Raw genomic sequence first — 3395 nt, 5'->3', positions numbered from 1 at the left:
CCGGCATTATGGAGCAAACTCACCAAATAAGGTTATAGACTAATCTGATATGGTTAGCCATAAGGGGGCATGGAAAACACTGTAGAATACGAGCGCCCCAACACCGTTTCAGGCCTGAACGCCAAGCGGAAAGAACTGACAAGGCTGCTTGGTAAGATCACGGCAGAGGCGGAGCGGGTGCGGACAAGCATCAAGCATATTGACGCCTGCGTTGCTTTGTTTGATCCGAATGCCAAACCGCCGACCACCTACCACGATGGGTTTATACCGCGTCACACAGCGCCCAAGGGCCACCTAAAGCGCTTTATCCTGGCACAGCTAAGGGAAGCCTCTGGCCCCCTGTCAGCACGCCAGATCGCGGACGCTTGGGTGATAGATCAGATGATAGAGGGCGATGCGGACACTTTGCGCTTGCTGCGGAAGCGTATCGGCATTTCCATAAACACTATCAAAAAGGATGGGCTGGTCTTCGAGGCTGGCATGGATGGGGCTTGCAAGCTTTGGGCATTGAAAAAGGGCGGCCAGTGAGCCGCCCTAATCCGCTGTTAAACCGACTTAGGGAAGTCGGTTGGGAGTGCTGGCGCTGGCGGCACTTTGGGATGCAAGCGTCCCTTCATGACGTCAGCGATCCGGCCAAAGTTGAGACCAGTGTAATAACCCGTGATCCACGAATACGGGATACGTTGGGAGCGTGCCAGTTTGATTACAGACGCCATGGCGGGCGTCACCTTCAAGTCGTGCATCGATAAACCTCATGATGCTATCGACCGAACGTCAGGCTTGACGAAACGACCCAAATGAATCATTTGTCAGTTGTTGTTTGGCTGACTACGGTCTGTTCAAATTGGGAGGACCGAGGCTTTCGCCTCAGCCCTTATTCAAGCCCCACATGGAAAACGCGCGAACGTCTTTCATGTGGGCAACTTTATATCTGACTCATCTTCGTAACCTCCATTTCTTGGGGCACATTTAGTGCAGGACGAATCCCAATGCCCATGATGAGGGACAATACCTATCACCACGGCCATTGCAACAGTGAAAAGCCGTGGCGCTTGCAATTACTGAGTAACAGAGCAATGGTGGTTTCAGTAGCGCAAGAGGACATCATGAACACCAAGCCGATTCGAAGCCCCGCATACCCTAGCCTCTCACTAAATGACGCAGTTGAGGCGGTTGAAAAAATCGAAACCCAGTATCGAGGTTCGTCAGTAGACAGAATTGATGCTGCGAAGCTAATTGGCTACGCTTCGGGCAGCGGCCCAGCCAATAAAGCGTTGGCTGCGCTAGCATCCTTTGGACTGGTCGAACGGGCTGGTAAGGGAATGATGCGAGTAACAGGGCGAGCACGATCTATCCTGCACCCAGATAGCGCAGACGAAAAAATAAGGCATCTCCGAGAAGCCGCGCTGGAACCCAAGCTGTTTCAAGAGATTAAAGGTCGCTTCGAGGACATCGACGTTCCCCCAATGGAGGGCGTCGTAACTTTTCTGAATAGGGAGGGTTTCAACCCTTCTGCCGTTGGACCTGCCGCAAAAGCCTTCATTAACACGATGGTCTACATTCAGTCATTCGGAGACAGCGAAAGTCATGGAAAGAGTGACGTCGTTGCGCCATCGTCAACCACATCAAGCGTTGAGTTTGGTGGGGCAGCCGTTGGTGACAAAATCCAGTGGGAGAGCGGGGGCGTGCTTCAATTTGAAACACCTAAGGCGGTGCGCTGGGTCTCTGATGATGGGGCGTGGCTGGCCGTTGAGGGCAGCGAAACAGGTATCCCGATGAATGAAGTTACAATCGAAAGCCCTGCGGCGTCTATTTCGGCTCCACCAATTCCGCCCATGGCGAGGCCAAGCGAAACGCCTCTCGTGGAGGGGTTCTCTGAGTGGTTTCGGGCCAAAGTTGGTTCGGACAAATTGGTTACAATCAACTTCAAAGGTGAGGGTGAAATTGGGCCAAGGGAAATTGAAAAGATGATCCGCGTCCTTGAGGCGCAGAAACTCGCCCTTGAGGATTGATTATACGGCTTGCTTGCCGCGCTGCCAGTAACCTTTCCACTGACGCGACACAGGGGCAGTCACAGCGCCGATCACCATGGCGAACTGGTGGCCATTAGCCTGACGGTTCACGTCTTCACGCCATGCCATTTCAGCCGCGTATGCGCCCAGATACTTGCCTGCGATATGGTGGTGTGTGCCAACTTCTGCACGACGCAAGCGGCTAAAGAAGCTTTCCGCTTGGTTGGTGCAGGCACCGTCCTTTGAATACGCCTCTTGGTGGTTGATGCGCTTTATTGGGAAGTATGCAGCCAGCTTGTCCCAGTGTCCCGCTTCGTCAGCGTGGACGGTTGAGCCATGTTCTACGTTTGCTGCGACCAGCGCAACGCCTTCGGCTTCGGTGCGTGTGACATACGTGAGTGTGCGCCCACCGCGCTCACGCATAACAATTACGGACTTACGCTTGCCTGATTGGTGGATTTTCTTGCGACGGTCCTTGCGGTCCTTCTTTTCATTGGCGGGCTTAACATAACCGCCAAAATAAGCGCCATCCACTTCGACGGAGCCGGACAATGCGCCTTCGCTGCGGGCAATCTCTATGCTTTCACGGACCTTGTGCAGCAGAACAAAAGCCGTTTTGTAGTCAACCGACAGATCGCGGGACAACTGCAATGCGCTGTAGCCCTTCGCGCCGTTTATAAAGATCGCGATTGCCGCCAGAATGTCGCGGATTGCCAGCTTACGGCTTGCAAAGATCGTGCCGGAGGTCAGGCTGTACTGCTTTGAGCAACCTTTGCACTTATAAACTTGGCGTGTCTTGAGGTCGTAGGCTTCACAGCAGCCGCACTCTGGGCAATATGTGCGCCATCGGTGTCAGCAAAGCGGATATTGCGGAAAGCATCGCGGGCTTCGTCGTGTGACATGCGCATGACCTTCACAAGTGAAAGTGTTTTGGCTGCGGGCGACAAGAGGAAGTGTTGCGACATGATACTCACCATATTTGGTGAGTTACTTATGGCAGTGGACAGAATCCCCGTCAACACATATATTCACCGAATATGGTTATTCCAAAAAAGGTGATCCATGAATACGATTGATAAGGTGCAGCGATCTGCACCACCAAAGCCCGTTGCCCGCAAAGATAGTCCGGTAAATGTAGAATACACAGACAAGGCCCGCGAAATGGTGCGTGACGCTATGCGAACCAAAGGTGTGACCGTAGACCAGCTAACTGCCCGTCTTGCCGACATAGGTGTCGATATGAGTTCTGGCGGTGTGGCGAACAAGATAAGCCGTGGCGGGTTTAGTTCTGCGTTCTTGCTTCAATGCCTTGCGGCGTTGGACCTTGAAATAAAGGTAGAATGAATATCTAACCTTATTTGGTGAGTTTGCTCCATAATACCG

3 protein-coding genes and 1 pseudogene are annotated in these 3395 nt (G+C 52.9%); 3 read left to right on the top strand and 1 reads right to left on the bottom strand.

From position 1 onward, the window contains the following. Positions 1-69 precede the first annotated feature (69 nt). Both Q1A06_RS20755 and Q1A06_RS20750 read left to right on the top strand, forming a co-directional pair. On the top strand, positions 70-528 hold the full coding sequence (locus tag Q1A06_RS20755) for a hypothetical protein (protein ID WP_299568018.1): 459 nt from the start codon (positions 70-72) through the stop codon (positions 526-528). A 461-nt stretch (positions 529-989) separates the two neighbouring features. Next, positions 990-2012, top strand: coding sequence for a hypothetical protein (locus tag Q1A06_RS20750; protein WP_299568017.1), 1023 nt, complete (start codon positions 990-992; stop codon positions 2010-2012). Here the strand turns inward: Q1A06_RS20750 and Q1A06_RS20745 are convergent. Continuing rightward, positions 2013-2977: pseudogene (locus Q1A06_RS20745) on the bottom strand (IS1595 family transposase). Positions 2978-3074: 97 nt separating this feature from the next. Between Q1A06_RS20745 and Q1A06_RS20740 the strand changes: the two are divergent. Beyond that, positions 3075-3356: a DUF6471 domain-containing protein gene (locus tag Q1A06_RS20740; RefSeq protein WP_299568016.1), complete on the top strand. Its 282-nt coding sequence runs from the start codon at positions 3075-3077 to the stop codon at positions 3354-3356. Positions 3357-3395 lie beyond the last annotated feature (39 nt).

Origin of the sequence: uncultured Sulfitobacter sp., from assembly GCF_947497275.1 — a bacterium.
Lineage (GTDB): Bacteria > Pseudomonadota > Alphaproteobacteria > Rhodobacterales > Rhodobacteraceae > Sulfitobacter.
This window is presented reverse-complemented; position numbering and strand designations above follow the sequence as displayed.